Genomic DNA, 16,513 nt, shown 5'->3' with positions numbered 1-16,513 from the left:
GAGCGTCCTAGCCCGCGCGTCTGTGTCCCGCGGCCATCCCGTCGTTCCTTTTTGACGGAGAACAGAAATTATCCGACGATGGTTCCGAGGACTGCAGCTGAGACCATGGTTCCGCCTCCGAACCCGCCGATTCGTGCCATCGCGCGGCGCGACCGACGCTCGGTCCACTCGGTGCCTGTCTCGAGATGCTCCTGTGCGGCCTCGACCGCTCGCCCCGACGCGACGGAGCCGGCCCAACCGAGAAGTCCGAACCCGAACCAGAGCCCGCCGAACGCGAACGCCGTCTCAGCGGCGGCCATCGGTGGGGTTCCCGCGGCGACGACTAGTCCGACCATGAGAAGCGGTGTCGCAATTCCGCCGACGACGGCACCGCCAGCGACGAGCCGCCCGCGCTCGCGGATGGCCGACAGCTCCGGCATCGGTCAGTCGACCGCCTCACGCATCCGCGGATCGAGGGCGTCACGCATCCCGTCGCCGAGCAGGTTGAACCCAAGAACGGTCAGCGCGAGGAACAACCCGGGGAAGAAGGACCACCACCAGACGCCGGTGAGAAGTCCCTGACTCACTCCGTTCGAGAGCATGAGCCCCCACGACGGAGTCCCCGCCGAGGCGCCGAACCCGAGGAACGACAGGGCGGCCAGGTCGATGATCGCTAAACCGAAGTTCAGCGTCGACTGGACGGTGATCGGAGCCAGACAGTTCGGGAGCACGTGTCTCACGAGCACCCGCGGATCCGCGGCGCCGAGCGCGACGGTGGCGTCGATGTACTCGTTCTCCAACACTGTGAGCGCGGCCCCGCGAACGACCCGAGCGAACCGGGGCGTGTAAACCAACGTCAGAGCCGCGACGGCTCGCCACAGCCCGAGCGAGTCCGGGAAGATGGAGACGAGCGCGAGCGCCAAGAGAAGCGACGGGAACGCCAACAACACGTCCATCGTCCGCATGATCACGTTGTCGGTGATGTCGCCGTAGTAGGCGGCCACGATCCCGAGCCCGACGCCCAGTACCGTCGACGCGCCGACCGTCACCGTTCCGAACAGCATCGCGTACCACGCACCGTAGGCGACGCGGGGGACGAGGTCACGCGCCTGACCGTCGGTGCCGAACGGGTACTCGAGGTTCGGCGCCGCCCGGTTCGGATTAGTACCGAGCTGGGACCGGGAGATGACGTCCAGATCGAGCGTCAGGCGGGCGTATATCGCGATCACGACCATCGCGACGATGATCGCGAGTCCCGCTAGCGCGAGTCGGTTCGACAGCAGCCGTGAGAGAAACGGCGAGGCGCGGACGCGGTCGACGAGCCCGCGGCTCGTCGTCTGCCCGTCGCCGTCGGTGAGTGTTTCGGTGCTCATTGTTGGATCCTCGGATCGAGATACGAGTACGTGATGTCGACGACGAGGTTCACCAGCGTGAACAGGAACGCGAACGTCAACACCGTTCCTTGAACAATCGGGTAGTCGCCGACCTCGATCGCTTCGACGAGCAGGGTCCCGATCCCGCCGATCGCGAACACGGTCTCGGTGAGGACTGCGCCGCCGAGCAGCCCGCCGAACTGGATCCCGATAATCGTGATAACCGGGATCAGCGCGTTACGAAACCCGTGTTTCAAAATCGTGATTTTGGCCCCCTGGCCCTTGGCCCGGGCCGTCCGCATGTAATCTTGCCTGACGACCTCCAGCATCGACGAGCGCATCATCCGCGAAATCAGCGCCATGGAGTAGATACCGATCACCAGCGACGGCAACAGCATGTGCCTGACCGCTGACCGGAACATGTCCCACTCGCCGGCGATCAGCGTGTCGATGGTCACCATTCCGGTGACCCGAATCGCGGAGACGCTGAACGACGAGGAGATCCGACCGCTCGTCGGGAACACGCCAAGCACCTGTGCGAACAGCAGGATCAGCAGCGGACCGCTCCAGAAGATCGGGACGCTGATTCCGGCTAACGCGCCGACGCGGGTGGCATGGTCGGTGATCGTGTCCTGTTTGACGGCGCTCAATACCCCGAGCGGGATCCCGAACAGAATCCCGAACAGCTGGCCGTACAGCGCCAGTTCGAGGGTCACCGGCAGCGTGTTCGAGAGCACTTCTCGAACCGTCGTGTTCCGGTTGATAACGTACGACTCGCCGAAGTCGAACCGCGCGACGTTGCCGAGGAAGTCGATGTACTGCACCCAGATCGGGTCGTTGAGCCCGAGATCGGCCCGAATCCGTTCGACGAACTCCTGGCTCGCACGCTCCCCGGCGATCGTCAACGCCGGGTCGCCCGGCGAGAGATGGAGGATAGAGAAGACGAGCGTCGCCACTCCGATTAACACCGGAACGAGCAACAGCAGCCGCTTGAGTACGAATCGCTTTGGAAACATCGAGAGAGTGGTACTGGGTTCGCTCGACTACTCCAGCGAGACCAGGTTCAGATACGGACCGCTGATGGCGGCGATCTGGAAGCCACTGACTCGGTCAGCGACGCCGCGGAGCTCCTCGGCGTAGTCTAGGTACACCCACGGAGCCTCGTCGTGAGCGATCTCCATGGCCTGGTTGTACAGGTCTGCGCGGTCACTCTCTGCGGTCGTCCGCTGCCCCTCCTCAACGAGGTCCATGTACTCCTGGTTCGCCCAGGCCGAGCGGTTACTCGTGTTGTACCCTTCGGCGTCGAAGCTCACCCAGTCCTGTCCCTCCGTGAGTTCGCTCTCCTCAACCTGCGGGTGGAGGAGGACGTACGCGAAGTTGTCCGGGTCGGCGTTGTCGGTGTACCAACCAAGGAAACACGCGTCGTGACGCCCCTGCGCGGTGTACTCAAGGAACGGTGCGAACGACTGTTGATTGATCTCGACCTCGATGCCGACCTCGCCGAGGTTGGACGCGACCGTCTCTGCCGTCTGGATCGGCGAGGGGTTGTACCCGCGGGGGTTCTGGAACGTCGCCAGTTCGAACGAGAAGCCGTCGCCGTAACCGGCCTCCTCCAGTAGGCTCTGCGCCTCGTCCGGGTCGTACGGGTACGGGTCGAGGTCGTCGTTGTGACCCATCACGTTCGGCGGGAGCGGCTGGCTGGCCTCCGTCGCGAACCCGGAGTAGATCTCGTTCACGATCGCTTCCGTGTTGATCGCGTAGCTCACGGCCTGCCGGACGCGACGGTCCTGGAACTCCTCAACCGCCGCGATGTTGAACGCCATGTAGCCGATGTTGATCCCCTCGGTCCGGACGAGTTCGACGCCGTCGGTTCCCTCGACCTGCTGGGAGGATTGTGCGCCGATCCCGTCGATGATGTCGAGTTCGCCGCTCGCGAGCGACTGCGCCCGCGTAGAGTTCTCGCCGACGGTGACGAAGACAGCCTCGTCGACCTCCGGACCGTCTCCCCAGTAGTCGTCGTACGCGGTGAGCCGGATCTGCTCGTTGGAGTCGTCGAGGGTGTCGAGTTCGAACGGCCCGGTCCCGACCGCGTTCTCCGAAAGATCGGTACCGAACTCCTCGATGGCGGCCTCGGAGTGGACCGCAGCCGCGAACATCGCGAGGTTACGCAGGAACGGCGCGTACGTCTGCGTGAGCTGAATCGTCAGCTCGTAGTCCCCGTCGACTTGGATCTCGTCGATCCAAGACCCGAGCGTAAAGGGTCCGTACGCCGAGACGTAGTCGTCGCCGGCGTAGTGCTCGTACTCCGAGTCGACGAACCGGCGGTACGTCGCCACGAAGTCCTGCGCGGTGAACTCCTCGCCGTTGTGGAAGGTGACGCCTTCCTTCAGCGTGAGCGACGCCGTCTCACCGTCGAGTGAGTAGTCCGAAGCGAGGCCGTCGGTGAGCGTGGACGCACCGGGCTCGAAGTTGATGAGGGTGTCGTAGATCTGTTCGGTCACCTTCGCGACCTCGCCGCTCGTGCTGTTCTGGAAATCGAGGGTCGCCGAGTGGCTTCCGCGGCCGTAGCGGAGCAGGCTGGTGTCGTCGCTTCCGCCGTCACCGCTCCCGTCGCCGCTTCCGTCGTCACCGCTCCCGTCGCCGCTTCCGTCGTCTCCGCCCCCGCCGTTTCCGGAACAGCCGGCGAGTCCGACCGTCACTGCGGCACCACCGGCGGCACCGAGGAACTTCCGTCGTGAAACGCTTTCGTCACGGGATGACATAGATCCGACGTGAGCACTTATATGTATAAACCTACCGAACGACCGGGCGGAATTATTCGATCCCGACGCGCCTGGCCGAGGCAGTTCGGATCCCAACACTGTACGCCGCCAAATCCCCTCGCTTTTTAAATCAGTACCGCGGGGATCTGGGAACTCGCCCGCGAACCACTCTCCGACGCGCGGCCGCTTACGGAACTGTCTCGACGGCCTCGGTCACACCTCAATCGAGCAGGTGACACGCCGCCGGATGATCCTCGTCCGAGAGCGAGGGTTCCTCGCGCTCGCAGACGCTCTCGAACGTCTCACGGAGGGTCGCCTCCGCTTTTTCCCACTCGTCTTCGACCACCAGCCGAATGGCGCGATCGACCGTCTCCGCTGCCCGCCCGGTCAGATCGCGGTCGAACTGGGACTCGCGGACCGCTTCGACGGCCGCCGTCGAAACGGCCTCGTCGACGGGTGTGTCGCCGGCCGCGGAGGACGCGGTCCCCCCGTCGGCCACGGCTCCGGCGCTCGGTCCGCCGGCCGCCTCCAGCGCCGTTTCGACGTCGATCGCCCGCCGCTCGACCCGCTGCCGGAAGTCCATCACGTCCCGGTACGTCGCCTGATCGATGTCGAGGTCTGCCGGCGGGATCACCTTCGGACACCGGGTCCGGAAGTGGCACCCCGAGGGCGGATCGATCGGTGACGGCACGTCTCCTTCGAGGATGATTCGGTCGTCCGCGTCGACGGTCGGATCCGGCTCCGGGATCGCGGAGAGCAGCGCCTGCGTGTACGGATGCTGGGGGTCGGCGAACAGCTCGTCGGTCGCCGCCACCTCGACGATTTCGCCGAGGTACATCACGGCGACGCGGTCGGAGATGTGGCGCACGACGGAGAGGTCGTGTGCGATGAACAGGTAGGTGAGGTCGAAGCGGTCTTGGAGATCCTCCATCAGGTTGAGTATCTGCGCCTGCACGCTCACGTCGAGCGCCGAGACCGGCTCGTCACAGACGATAAATTCGGGGTCGACAGCGAGCGCGCGGGCGATCCCGACCCGTTGGCGCTGCCCGCCAGACAGTTCGTGGGGGTATCGGTCGTATTGACCGACTTCGAGCCCGACGGCTTCGAGCAGTTGCCTGACGCGCCGCCGCCGCCGGAGTCGATCGGTCTCCCCGGCCGAGACGGTGATCGAAACCCGCTCGATGCCGCCGGTGTCGGTGCGGTCGACGGTCCCTTCAACGCCGAGATGCTCGCGCACGGTGACGTCGACCTCGTCGCCGGTGACGATCACGTCGACGTGGGCCGTGGCCACGCCGTCGCCCGAACCGACGACGGCGTCGATCTCCTCGTCGACGGTCACGTCGACCCGGTCGCGGGCGATACCGGAGACCGCCAGCTCGACTTCGGCGGTCACGTCTGGATCGGTCTCGGGCAGGTCGTGGATCGCCAGCGGCTCGCGGATCGTCTGGCCGACCGTCTGGCGCGGGTCGAGAGAGGAGAGGGGATCTTGGAAGATCATCTGGAGGTCCTTCCGCGTCTCTCGCAGCGCCGATCCGTCGAGTTCGGTGAGATCCGTCCCAGCAAACACCACGCGGCCGTCGGTCGGCTCGGTGAGGTGTAACAACGCGCGGCCGGCCGTCGACTTGCCGCAGCCGGACTCGCCGACGAGCCCGAGCGTCTCGCCGCGGTTGATCGTGAAATCGACCCCGTCGACCGCTTTCACGCTGCGATCGTCGCCGCCGAGGTACCGGTCGAGCACGCCGTCGGCTTGGTCGTAGTATTTCCGAAGTCCGTCGACTTCGACGAGTGGCTCGCCGATCGACCGGCTCCGTCCGTCCCCGACCGGTTCGTCGGCGCCGTACTCGTCCTCGTCGAACGACTCCATGATACACTTCGAACGGTGGTCGACGTCCTCGGCGCCGTGCTGGAGGTAGGGTATCTCACCGCTCGTACACTCCTCGGTGGCCCACGGGCACCGCGGGGCGAAGTGGCACCCCTCGGGCATATCGATGAGGTCGGGGACGTTCCCCTCGATCGGCGTGAGCCGCTCTTTGTCCTCGGTCGGTAGCGACTCCAACAGCGTGTAGGTGTACGGGTGCGAGGGGTTGCCGAAAATCTCCTCGACCGGCCCTTCCTCGACGATTTCGCCGGCGTACATCACCGCGACGCGGTCGCACGTCTCGGCGACGACGCCGAGGTCGTGAGTGATCATCAGCATCGACATCCCGAGCTCCTCTTGGAGACCGTCTATCAGATCGAGGATCTGCGCCTGGATGGTGACGTCGAGCGCGGTCGTCGGCTCGTCAGCGACGAGGAGTTCGGGCTGGCAGGCCAGTGCGATAGCGATGAGCACGCGCTGGCGCATTCCGCCGGAGAACTCGTGGGGGTACTCGTCGATCCGTGCTCCGGGCTCCGGGATGCCGACGTCCTCAAGCACTTCCAGCGTCTCCTGTCGGACCGACTCGTCGACGTCGCGGCTGATCTTCGGAAGGATCTCACGGACCGCGTTGAACCACGAGTCCTTGCGTCGCCCGCCGTACTGGTGAAGCCTGAGACTCTCTGCGACCTGCTCGCCGACCGTCACCGACGGGTTCAGCGACGTCATCGGGTCTTGGAAAATCATGCTGACCTCCCGACCGCGCACGAGACGGAGGGCTTCCTCGGGCGCGGCGGTGAGGTCGATCGTGTCGCCGTCGACGAAGTCCACGGCGCCGTATCGGTCGCGCAGCTCGTCGGCGATCCGGTCGTCGGTCAGTTCCACGGTCCCGTCGACGATCTCACCGGGATCGTCGACGAGCCCCATCGCAGACAGCGCCGTGACGCTCTTCCCGGAGCCCGATTCGCCAACGAGGCCGACCGTTTCGCCTTCGCGGATCTCGAGGTCCATCCCGTCGACCGCCTTCACTTGTCCCCGGTCCGTCGAGAACTGAGTCCGGAGATCGGAGATGGAGAGTAGAGGAGGCATGCGCCGAGGTTCCGGTCCTCAATGGAAATACTTTTGGCTTCAGTGATCCCGGACGCGGCGAGACGGACGACCGAGGTCGCCTTCGGGAGGAACCTTTACCCGCCGCCGCCCGCCTACGCCGTGCATGGACGTCGAAGAGCATCCGCTTGCTGACGAGGACGGCGCGTGGACCACGGTCATCGACGAATGCCGCGCGACGGCCGAGGAGTACCGGGACCGCGGCTGGACGGCGTTCGCCCCCGTCCCCGGCGACGTCGTTCCGGTTCCCGCGCCGGGCGACTCCGTCGACGAGAAGGTCGGGCTTGACGTGCTGCTGTCGGGCGAGGAGTTCGACCGGCTCACCGAACTGGTCGACGCGGTCGAGTTCGACGAGTTCGAGGCGTTTCGCGCACACGAGAACGGGATCGTCTACCTGACGCTCGTGTTCCGGGCGACCGTGGCGGAGACGGTCCTCTGTCTCCCGCTCTACTACCGGGTGGCCGAGGCCGACCGCATGCTCAATCGCGTCCGGGCCGGCGACGCGATGACGACCTACTGTCACGCCCTCTCCGGAGACGAGCGCGTCGAGTTCGATCACGAGGACCCGACGCCGCTGTTCCCGCCGCAAGACGTTAACGACGCGTAGACGGGACTACCGCTTCCGAACGACGACGAACTCCGCCAGATCGCGGAGGTACTCGATCGCCTCCGTCTCCGGCGGGTCGGCGTCGTCGAGCGCGGCGAGCGCGAGTTCCGACTGCTCGCGCGCCCGCTCGTCGATCTCGTCGGGCGACAGCGAGGTGACCTGCAGCACGGACGGCCGGTCCATCTCCGCGTCCTGACCGGTCGGCTTGCCGAGGTCGTCGGCGTCGGCCGTCGCGTCGAGCACGTCGTCGCGCATCTGGAAGGCGACGCCGACGCGCTCCGCGTACTCGCCGAACGAGTCTATCGCGTGAGGGTCGGCGCCGCCGGCGACCGCGCCGAGTTCGGCGGCCGCCCGGAACAGCGCGCCGGTCTTCCGGCGCGCCAGCTCCATGTACTCGGCTTCGGTGGTGGGGCGAGCGGCCAGCTCCGTGGCCTCTCCCTCGCCGAGTTCGACCATCGCCTCGGCGACGGTCCGCATCGCGCGGGGCTCCGACGAAAAGAGGGCGAACGCCTCGCCGAGAAGCCCGTCGCTCGTGACGATCGCCGGGCCATAGCCGAATTCGGCCCACGCGGACGGGGTTCCGCGACGGACCTCGGAGCGGTCGATGATGTCGTCGATCACGAGCGAGGCGTTGTGGACGAATTCGATACCGGCCGCGAAGTCGACGGCGTCGGCGGGGTCGCCGTCGAACGCCTCGCAGGCGAGGATCGTCACCGCGGGGCGAACGCGCTTCCCGCCGGCGAGGACGACGTGACCGACCTCCTCGGACAGCTCGTCGGGTTCGACCTCGTCGATCACGGCTTCCAACCGGTCCTCGACCAGCGCGACCCGGCGCTCCAGGTACTCCATCTACTGACCGGACGGTCCCGTCGCGCAAAGGCCTAACGGAACGGAGGTCGCAGTCCTCACTCGAACCGAACGCCGAGGTCGTGGAGCCTGTCGTTGTTGTTCGCGACGTTGATCAAAAGCGGTGTGAGCGCCTCGATTTCGGGCGCGTTGGCGATTCCGCCGGCGTCGAGCGCGCGGAGCCCCTCGATCCCCTCGGCGACGTCCGTCACCGTGCGTTTCGCGTCCTCGTCGTCGCCGATGACGAGGGTGTCGATGCCGAGGTCGGCGTCGAGGTTCGCGAGGCGAGCGGCCGCGAGGTTGTGGAACGCGCCGACGACGTCGACGCCCTCGGGCGCCGCGTCCGCGACGATCCGAGTCACCGAGCCGGCGCCGGGCTTGTGGTAGTGGAATCCGTCGTCGTCGCGTTTCATCCCCGTCGCGGGCGAGACGAGCACGTCACCCGCCTCTAGGACGTCCGCGACCGCCTCGACGGTGTCGCCGACGTGATACGGCGGCACCGCGAGCACGACGACTTTGGCCTCGGCGGCCGCGGTCGCGTTCTCGAACCCTTCGACTACGGCGTCGTTCCCGCGGCTCTCGAGTTCCGTGGTGTACTCCTCGGCTTTGGTCTCCGCCTTCTCGGCGTCCCGCGAGCCGATCCGGATCCGGTGTCGCGTGTCCGCTGCGAGCCGGAGCGCGAGTCCCTCGCCGATGTCGCCGGTGCCGCCGAGTATCGCGATCTTCATGGGATCCGTCCGGTCGCTCCGACCTTAGGGGTTGCGTGACCGGCCGTCCTCGCCACCGTCAGACCCGCTCACCGCTCCCCGACCGCGTCGGCGACGAGATCTCGAGCGGCGGCGAGAATCTCGTCCGCCCGCTCGGGGTCGCGCGCCTCCGCAGTCAGTCGGATCAGCGGCTGCGTCCCCGACGCGCGGAGGAGGAACCAGCCGTCGTCGACCCCCACTCGGACGCCGTCGATCTCGCTGACGTCGTCGTACGACGCGCGGACGCGGTCGGTGATCGCCGCCATCGCGGCGTCCTTCTCGTCCGTCTCGACCGTCTCCCGCCGGATCGGGTAGTCCGGTACGTCTGCGACGCGATCGGCGAGAGGGCGTTCCGCGGCGAGGGCGGCGAGCACGACCGCCGCGAGGGGACCGTCGGGACACCGGGTTTCGTCCGGGAAGATCCACGCGCCGGAGGGCTCGCCGCCGAAGACGACGCCCTCCTCACGGGTTCGCTCGGCGACGTACACGTCGCCGACTCGGGTGCGGACCACGCCGGCGCCGAACTCGGCCAGCGCGTCGTCGACCGCGAGGCTCGTGTCGACCGGCGCGGCGATCAGTTCGCCTTCGCCGGCCGCCTCCGCGCCGAACACCGCCAACAGCTCGTCGCCGGAGACGAACGTCCCGTCGCCCGTCACGGCCATCATCCGATCTGCGTCGCCGTCATGGGCGATCCCGAGGTCGGCGCCGGTGCCCGCGACGTGCTCCACCAGCCCGCGACACGTCTCCGCGGTCGGCTCGCTTGGCCGCGCCGGGAACCGACCGTCCGGCTGGGCGTTGAGGGTTGTGACCGCAGCGCCGAGGTCGTAGAGCGCGTCGGCGGTGACACCGCCGGTCCCGTTGCCGACGTCGACGGCTACAGAGAGTCCGTCGAGGGAGGCGACATCAGTTTCCGTCCATCGCCGCCCCGCGTCCACGAGGGCCTCGCGGTGGGCCGCCGTGGCGCCGTCCCACGCGGACCGGGTCCCGTGACCGTCCCACGCAGCGAACGGGACCTCGTCGGCCGCGATGCGTCGCTCGATCTCGTCCTGTTCGGCCGTGTCGAACGCCTGTCCGGAGGGGGTCCAGAGCTTGATCCCGTTGTCCGTCGGCGGGTTGTGCGAGGCGGTGACGACGACCCCGGCGTCGGCGCCGCGGGCCGCGATCGCTCGCGCGACGGTCGGGGTCGCCGCGACGCCGAGGTCGATCACGTCGACGCCGCACTCGACCGCGCCCGCCGCGACCGCGTCGACGAGCGCGCGTCCCGAGTCCCGGGCGTCTCGACCGACCACGATCCGGTCGGCGTCGACGGCCACCGCCCGAGCGATATCGAGCGCGAGCGCCGCGGTCACCGTCTCTCCGATCGGTCCGCGCACGCCGCTGGTTCCGAACATAGTTGTATACTGTCGCATCGGCGTATTAAAAGACCGGCCGCATCCGACGCCCAGGCGGTGACCGGGCGTCGTCCCGTCTTCCCGTCGCCAAGCCGTCGCGAGTCGTTCGGCTATCTCCCGCCGTCCGGTCGCGACACGTGCTCCGGTGTTAGCTCCCCGTCGGCGATCGCCCGACGCTGTTCGTCCGACAGCGTTTCGGCCACGAACGACGGGATCTCCTCGGGGAGATCGTCCGGGCCGGGGACGCGCTCGCGCGTCTCGCGTTCGTTCATCCCTCCGCCGCCGGCCGACGATCCGCTGCCGGCCGACGATCCGCCGCCGACCGACGATCCGCCACCCGTCGTCTCTCGGTCGTCCCGGGCACCGTCGTTCGCGAGGCGACTGACGGCCGCCTCGACCTCGTCGATCATCGCCGCCTGCTCCTCGTTGGCGGCCGCCAGGTCCTGTATCTCCGCCGTGACGCGGTTCGACTGGTGGACAACCTCGTCGACCGTGGCGGCGATTTCCTCGGCGGCGGCCGCCTGCTCGTCGGTCACGTCCGCGACCTCGTCGATGCCGTCCGCGGTCTCCGTCACCGCCTCGGCGATGTCGGTCAGACTCTGCATCGCGTCCTGCACCCGTTCGATCCCGTCGTCGACGCGTTCCGTCGTCTCGGCGAGGCTCTCGGCGGTCTCCTCGGTGTCCGCCTGGATCGCGTCGACCATCGACTCGATGTCGCTCGCGTGCCGCTGTGACTCCTCCGCGAGTGACTTGATCTCGTCGGCGACCACGCCGAATCCGGCCCCGGCCTCGCCGGCGCGCGCGGCCTCGATGGAGGCGTTGAGCGCGAGCAGGTTCGTCTGGTCGGCGATCCCGTTTATCGCGTCGACGAACTCATCGATCTCGCCCACCCGATCTTGGAGGGCTCCAACGTCGTCGGCCACCGTGTCGACGGCGGTGCCGATGTCGTCCATCACGTCGGCGGCGGCGTCGGCCGCGTCCGTCCCGTCGGTCGCGAGCGATTCCGCGCGCCCGCTCGCTCGCCCGACCTCGTCGGCGGTCGACGCCACCTCTTCGACGGTCGCCGAGAGGTTCGCTACCTCCGTGGCGATCTCGTCGATCCGGTCCGACTGCGCTTCGGACGTACCGCTGATCGCGGCGGCGCTGTCTGCGACGTCCCCGGCGGACGCCTGTAGGTCGTCTATCGGGTCTTGGACTTCTCCTCGGACCTCTCGCATCAGCCGCTCGTTGCGGTCGACCGCGTCTTCGAGCTTCTGACTGTACGAGTGGATGTACGTGTCTGTGACGACCTGCATGTCGAGGTTCACGATCCGGAGGATCGAGAGGATGTCCGCGATCGCGTCGTCGACTTCGGCCTCGACCGCGGCTTCGATCGCGTCGCGATCGTCCGCGGTCGAGTCTCCGCTGCCGTCGCGTTCGCGGGATCCGGCGCTGATCTCGTCGGTCACTCGCTCCGTGAGCGACTCCACGAGCCGGTCGCCGACCAGCGGCAAGATCAGGTCGTAGTAGACGCCGTACTGGCCGAGGTAGTGTTTCATCGGCATCTCCAGCAGGTCGTGTATCTTGCCGATCCGGGCGCGGTCCTCGAAGTACTCGGTCCCGTAGTCCCCGGCTGCGAGCGTCATGAGATACGCCGACTGAGTCTGTTTGAGCTGCTCGACTCCCTTCTCGGAGCGACCGATTATCTCGGCGGTCTGCTCGTGGTCGGTGAGGTTCTCGTAGAAATCCGCCGCGATCCGGTCGGCGTTGTCCGCGAACGCCTCCTCGTACCGACTCAACCGCCGTACGTCCTCGTCGTCGAATCCGACGAACTCCTTGCGCCAGTCGATCTCGTCGCCGTCGAGACCGACCTCGTCGACGAGCGCTGAAACGTCAAGCCCGTCGTTTAAGCCTCCCTGACCAAAATCTCGGCGGCCGTACGTAGAGCGCGATGACATGGCAGTGGGGAACCAATCGGCCGTTATAACCCCTCGCCGCCGGCTCGCAGAAATAATAACTGCACGTCCCGCTTCCGTGGTGCGATCCGGCGCGATCGGCGTGCGGCCAGCGCGGTGCGGCCCGGCGCGGTGTGATGCAGCGCGGTGCGGCCCGGCGCGATACGGCCCGACCAGACGACCGAGGGCCTCGGGCGTCGCGAGCGGCACGACGCCGTCTGTCGACCTCAGACCGTGTGGCTCGCGATCGCCGATTCGAGAGTCGCCCGGTCCTGCGCGCCGACGAACCGGTCGACCGCCTCGCCGTCGGCGTACAAGAGGAGCGTGGGGATGCTCCGCGCGCCGAGCTGCTGGGCGATCTGGGGGTTGGCGTCGACGTCGACCTTCGCCACGGCGGCGCCCGTCTCGCTCGCGAGCGCCTGGATGGTGGGCTCCATCATCTGACACGGGCCGCACCAGTCGGCGTAACAGTCCACGAGGACGACGTCGTTGTCGGCGATGACGCGCCGGAACTCCTCGGGGCCACCGACGTGGATCGGCTCCGACGGCGTCGCCGTCGCGGCCGCCGCGTCGTCCGTCTCCGAACCGCCTTCGCCGATCGGCTCCCCGTCGCCGTCGAGCCGGTCGCGGAGCTCCGCGAGTTTGCGTTCGCGGATCCGCTCTCGTTCGCTCTGGGCTCCCGAGGCCGATTCCGTCCCGCTCGTCGGCTCTGCACTGTCGCTCATACAGGAGTATTGGGCCTAGCAAACAATATAGTTTCCGTCCGAAGCACGTCTCCGAAGCCGCGGGGCGGGCGACACCCGATCCGGCGCCGTCTCAGTCGGGATCTGCGATGTCGGGGGCGTCGAGGGCATCGAGGCCGTCGAGCGACGCGAGATCGACGTTGTCGGCGACGAGGTCCGCGGCCCGATCGTACGGGGATCGGTCCTCCCGGGACGTCTCCGCTCTCTCCCCTCGCGGCGCCGGGCGGGACTTCCCGGACGCCTCGAACGCCGTCTCCACGAAGGCGTCTCGAACGCTCTCGTTCTCGAACAGTCCATGGAGGTACGTCCCGAGGACGCGGTCTGTCGACGCGCTTTCGGGGCCGAGGGGACGGGCGACGCGATCGGTCGGCGACGACCGCCCCGCGTGGATCTCGTAGCCGGTCGCGGTCCCGCTCGCGCCAGCGATGGGGCCGACGCCCTCGACAGTTCGCGTCACGCGCTCCACGCGCTTGTCGGTGGTAAAGCGCGTCTCGACCGGGAGCACGCCGATTCCCGCGACCGTCGACGCCGACCCGGTTCCCTCGACGTCCGCCCCGGTGAGCCGCTCGCCGAGCAGCTGGTACCCGCCGCAGAGCCCGACGACGGGGCCGTCGAACGCCCGGAGCGTCTCGTCGAATCCGGCCTCCCGCAGCGCCAACAGGTCGTCGACGGTGTTTTTCGATCCGGGGAGCACGACCGCGTCGGCGCCGGCGAGCCCCGAATCGAGCGGGACGTACGCCACGCGGACGCCCCACTCCCGCGCCAGCGGTTCCACGTCGGTGAAATTCGAGATGTGCGGGAGCCGCGGCACGGCGATACGAACTGCCTCGTCGTCGGGGACGCCGTCGTCCGCGCCGAGTTCGGTCGCCGTCGTCGGATCTCCGTCGGCGGCGGCCCGTTCCGGCAGCGAGAGGCTGTCCTCCGCGGGGAGTCCGGGGTCGTCGTGCGGGACGACGCCGACGATCGGGACGCCCGTTTTCGCCTCGATCTCCGCGATGCCGGGATCGAGGAGCGCGGCGTCGCCGCGGAACTTCGTGATGACCGCCCCGGCGACCCGGTCGCGGATATCGTCGGGAAGCAGCGCGAGCGTCCCGTAGAGGCTCGCGAACGCGCCGCCGCGCTCGATGTCGACGGCTATCAAGATCTTCGCGTCGGCGAATCGCGCGCACTCGACGTTCGCCAGGTCGCGGTCGTGGAGGTTGATCTCGGCGATGCTCCCCGCCCCCTCCGCGACGATCACGTCGTGATCGGCCGCCAGCCGACGGTGCGCCGCGATAGCGGCCTCGCGGGCGGCCTCCCAGTGCGACTCGTAGTACTCGCCGGCCGCGACGTGGGCGACCGCCTCGCCGTCGACGACTATCTGGCTCTCGCCCCCGCCGCGGGGCTTGAGCAACACGGGGTTCATATCGGTCGTCGCCGGGACGCCGGCGGCCCGCGCCTGCACGTGCTGAGAGACGCCGATTTCGCCCCACTCCCCGTCGGGGGCCATCGCGACCCGCGCGTTGTTGCTCATGTTCTGAGCCTTGAACGGCGCGACCGAGACCCCGTTCCGCGCGAGGTGCCGACAGAGCCCGGCCGCGAGCGTGCTCTTCCCGGCGTGGCTCGCGGTGCCGGCGATCAATACGGTCTCCGTCACGGCTGAGGTCGTCGGGCCATCCGCTCAGTACTCCGTGCCCCGGCGCGCGCGGTGGCCCGCGTCGAACGGGTGCGCCACCTTCCGGACGTTCGTGATCAGGTCGGCGACCCCGTCGAGGTAGTCGGGCTCGGCGTGGCTCCCGGTGAGGACGAGTTCGAGCGCCTCGGGTTTCGACTCGACGAGCGCGACCACGTCCTCGGGAGCGACGAGCCCGCGGTCGGCGGCGTACAGCAGCTCGTCGAGGATCAGCATGTGAACCCCCGCGTCGGCCTCCCCGTCGAGCGGGAGCGGCTCGGTCAGGTCCGCGTCCGCCGCGCCCGCGACGAGCTCCTCGGCGCGCTCGAACGCGGCCGCGGCCTTCGCCTCGTGCTCGTCGTTCTCGGAGCCGTCGAGGAGCCCGTGCCAGCCGTAGTGGCCGGCGTTCTCGTAGGTGAACCCCGGCATCGCCGCGATGGCGTTGTACTCGCCGCGCACCCCCTCGACGCTGTCGGCGCCGCCCTTCATGAACTGGAGCATGTGGACGCGGTAACCGTGACCCGCGGCCCGGAAGCCCATCCCCATCGCTGCCGTCGTCTTCCCCTTCCCGTCGCCCCACCACGCCTGCACGAGCCCGAACGCCTCGGGCGCGGCGGGCTCGATCGGTTGCGGCTCGGGGGCCGACCCGCCGCCGGGCGTCCGGGGGGTTCGGGTCTCGTCAGCGGCCGACTCGTCCGTGTCGCCGTCGGTTGTGCTGTCGGTGCTGTCGCGGGTGTCGTCGGTGGTGTCGTTGTCGTGTGTCATAGTTCGAAAACCGCCGCCCGGTCGTCGGCGACGACGCCGTACTCGGCGTCGCCGGCCGGGCCGGGCAAGTCGTCGTTCGGGTACCGCGATCGCAGGCTCGCGCACACCGCGTCGCGGACGCAGACGCGGGCCGCCGCGCCCACGGGGGTCGCGCTCCCGGAGAACGCCGCCGGCTCCCCGGTCGGGTCGTCGCCGACGGCGATCGCGTCGCTCGTCGTCCCCGGCACGCCGGCCGTTTGCAGGAGCGTCGCCGCCTTCGCCTCGGCCGCGACCGCAACCAGATTCTCGGCGGCGCCGGGCGCGAGCCGCCGGGTCGTCGCGACGATCAGGTTGACCGTGCCGGGAGGGGTCGTCGAGGACCCGTCGTCGGTCGCACCAGCAACGGCCGCCTCGGGCACGCTCGCCTGTTCCCCGCCGTCCGGGTTCATCGGGAGCATCGCCGGGTTCGAGAGTCCAGCAGTTGCGTACGCGACGACCGGGCCGTAGCGCGCACCGCGGGCGTGCGCCATCGAGACGCCGGTGAAGAGCGTCGGCGGGGCGTCGGTCGGTCGCTGCTTCCCGTCGCCGAACCCGGCGCTCGCCAGCCGCTCGTCGCGGTACGCGCCGAGGTCGGTCCGGGCGAACCCCTCCGGCACCGAGACGTTGTAGACCGCGTCGCCCCGGGATCGACCGCCGTTCCACCCGGTCGAAAGCCAGCGCGTCTCGGGCCGTCGCAGGCGGAGGACGCCCTCGCGTACGGTCGCTTCGAGCACCG

Annotated in this window: 14 protein-coding genes; 1 reads left to right on the top strand and 13 read right to left on the bottom strand. The window is 68.6% G+C overall.

Translation table 11 applies throughout. The annotated features are described in order from the left end of the window. Window positions 1-68: 68 nt before the first annotated feature. The 5 genes from C461_RS14330 to C461_RS14310 all read right to left on the bottom strand — a co-directional run bounded on the left by C461_RS14330 (window position 69) and on the right by C461_RS14310 (window position 7,058). Window positions 69-419 (bottom strand): DUF7268 family protein, encoded by a 351-nt coding sequence (locus C461_RS14330; RefSeq protein WP_008002451.1) that lies wholly within the window; start codon window positions 417-419, stop codon window positions 69-71. A gap of 3 nt (window positions 420-422) precedes the next feature. Then, on the bottom strand, window positions 423-1,352 hold the full coding sequence (locus tag C461_RS14325) for an ABC transporter permease (RefSeq protein ID WP_008002449.1): 930 nt from the start codon (window positions 1,350-1,352) through the stop codon (window positions 423-425). Continuing rightward, window positions 1,349-2,368, bottom strand: a complete 1,020-nt coding sequence (locus C461_RS14320; RefSeq protein WP_008002447.1) for an ABC transporter permease — start codon at window positions 2,366-2,368, stop codon at window positions 1,349-1,351. Before C461_RS14320 ends, C461_RS14325 begins: the two co-directional genes overlap by 4 nt. 27 nt (window positions 2,369-2,395) lie before the next feature. Beyond that, the gene (locus C461_RS14315) at window positions 2,396-4,114 is read right to left on the bottom strand and encodes an ABC transporter substrate-binding protein (RefSeq protein WP_049906716.1); all 1,719 of its coding nucleotides are present in this window, start codon (window positions 4,112-4,114) and stop codon (window positions 2,396-2,398) included. Between the two features lie 220 nt (window positions 4,115-4,334). Next, complete coding sequence (locus C461_RS14310; protein ID WP_049906714.1) at window positions 4,335-7,058, bottom strand: ABC transporter ATP-binding protein; 2,724 nt, start codon at window positions 7,056-7,058, stop codon at window positions 4,335-4,337. A 124-nt stretch (window positions 7,059-7,182) separates the two neighbouring features. Between C461_RS14310 and C461_RS14305 the strand changes: the two genes are divergently transcribed. Beyond that, window positions 7,183-7,683, top strand: a complete 501-nt coding sequence (locus tag C461_RS14305; RefSeq protein WP_008002444.1) for a DUF7529 family protein — start codon at window positions 7,183-7,185, stop codon at window positions 7,681-7,683. Between the two features lie 6 nt (window positions 7,684-7,689). Here the strand turns inward: C461_RS14305 and C461_RS14300 are convergent, their stop codons facing one another. From C461_RS14300 to C461_RS14265, 8 genes are all read right to left on the bottom strand, one after another. Next, the gene (locus C461_RS14300; protein WP_008002443.1) at window positions 7,690-8,532 is read right to left on the bottom strand and encodes a polyprenyl synthetase family protein; all 843 of its coding nucleotides are present in this window, start codon (window positions 8,530-8,532) and stop codon (window positions 7,690-7,692) included. A 56-nt stretch (window positions 8,533-8,588) separates the two neighbouring features. Further along, window positions 8,589-9,257 carry an NADPH-dependent F420 reductase gene (gene npdG / locus C461_RS14295; RefSeq protein WP_008002441.1) on the bottom strand — a complete coding sequence of 223 codons (669 nt, stop codon included), beginning with the start codon at window positions 9,255-9,257 and terminating at the stop codon, window positions 8,589-8,591. 68 nt (window positions 9,258-9,325) lie between these two features. Beyond that, window positions 9,326-10,666, bottom strand: a complete 1,341-nt coding sequence (gene glmM, locus C461_RS14290; protein WP_008002439.1) for a phosphoglucosamine mutase — start codon at window positions 10,664-10,666, stop codon at window positions 9,326-9,328. A 110-nt stretch (window positions 10,667-10,776) separates the two neighbouring features. After that, the gene (locus C461_RS14285) at window positions 10,777-12,603 is read right to left on the bottom strand and encodes a globin-coupled sensor protein (RefSeq protein ID WP_008002437.1); all 1,827 of its coding nucleotides are present in this window, start codon (window positions 12,601-12,603) and stop codon (window positions 10,777-10,779) included. A 224-nt stretch (window positions 12,604-12,827) separates the two neighbouring features. Then, entirely contained in the window at window positions 12,828-13,325 is a 498-nt protein-coding gene (gene trxA, locus C461_RS14280) for a thioredoxin (RefSeq protein WP_008002435.1), read from the bottom strand. Between the two features lie 91 nt (window positions 13,326-13,416). Further along, window positions 13,417-14,979, bottom strand: coding sequence for a cobyric acid synthase (locus C461_RS14275; protein ID WP_008002433.1), 1,563 nt, complete (start codon window positions 14,977-14,979; stop codon window positions 13,417-13,419). A gap of 24 nt (window positions 14,980-15,003) precedes the next feature. Further along, entirely contained in the window at window positions 15,004-15,759 is a 756-nt protein-coding gene (locus C461_RS14270; protein WP_008002431.1) for a cob(I)yrinic acid a,c-diamide adenosyltransferase, read from the bottom strand. Continuing rightward, window positions 15,756-16,511 carry an adenosylcobinamide amidohydrolase gene (locus C461_RS14265; protein WP_008002428.1) on the bottom strand — a complete coding sequence of 252 codons (756 nt, stop codon included), beginning with the start codon at window positions 16,509-16,511 and terminating at the stop codon, window positions 15,756-15,758. The genes C461_RS14270 and C461_RS14265 overlap by 4 nt, the downstream gene beginning before the upstream one ends. Window positions 16,512-16,513 lie beyond the last annotated feature (2 nt).

Origin of the sequence: Halorubrum aidingense JCM 13560, assembly GCF_000336995.1 — an archaeon.
Classification (GTDB): domain Archaea; phylum Halobacteriota; class Halobacteria; order Halobacteriales; family Haloferacaceae; genus Halorubrum; species Halorubrum aidingense.
This window is presented reverse-complemented; position numbering and strand designations above follow the sequence as displayed.